Source organism: Ruegeria sp. AH12 (genome assembly GCF_056541465.1).
The window spans coordinates 1-819 of record NZ_JBQFYL010000123.1 but is presented as its reverse complement, the minus strand read 5'-3'; the positions used below and the strand labels follow the sequence as shown (position 1 = coordinate 819).

Here is an 819-nt window from a genome sequence, read left to right as displayed (position 1 = left end):
GCGGCGATCAACCAGTTGGCAAAGGCTGCGGGCGCGAAGATGGACGTGCACGCGCTGGAGCTGGACCGTCCGACCGCAGATTTTACCCAAACCCCCGCGATGAGCGAAGAGGAATTTCTAAGCGCACTGCGCACAGGATGGCAGGCGGTTGATCCGCAGGCCGATCTGCTGGTTGTTGGAGAGATGGGGATCGGAAATACCACGCCGGCTGCAGCCATCGCTTGCGCGCTGTTTGGCGGGGATGCTGCCGACTGGACTGGCCGCGGGACCGGTGTGGATGATGCAGGTCTGGCGAACAAAACCCGGGTTGTTGCGGAAGGCGTCGCCCTGCATGGTCAGGGCGATGGACTTCATATTCTAAGGTGCCTCGGCGGACGCGAGATTGCGGCTATGGCTGGTGCGATAGCCGCCGCGCGCGTATTGCGGATACCGGTCATTTTGGATGGATTCATCTGCACCGCAGCTGCAGCCTGTCTGGCGCAGATTTCGGAAACAGCGCTGGATCACACCATCGCGGGCCACCAAAGCGCCGAGGGCGCGCATGCCGCGATGCTGGGCAAGCTCGGCAAGGAGCCATTGCTGACCCTCGGCCTGCGCCTGGGCGAAGGCTCGGGCGGGGCGTTGGCGATCAACATTCTGAAAAGCGCGGTTGCTTGCCATTCCGGCATGGCGACATTCGCTGAAGCGGGTGTGTCGGATGGTTAAGCCGACTTCTTGGCGTGTTCCTCGGCCAGTTCCAACAGCGCGGTTTCCAGATCTTTTTCCAGTTGCCGCGCACGCTCGATGTATTTCTTGTTTTCGGCTGTCGGCATGCCGGGG

1 protein-coding gene is annotated in these 819 nt (G+C 62.0%); it reads left to right on the top strand.

Features of this window, described 5'->3' with window-relative positions; genetic code table 11:
- On the top strand, positions 1 to 705 hold a 705-nt coding region (locus tag ACR0EL_RS22065; protein ID WP_480502298.1), incomplete at its 5' end, for a nicotinate-nucleotide--dimethylbenzimidazole phosphoribosyltransferase.
- Positions 706 to 819: the final 114 nt, after the last annotated feature.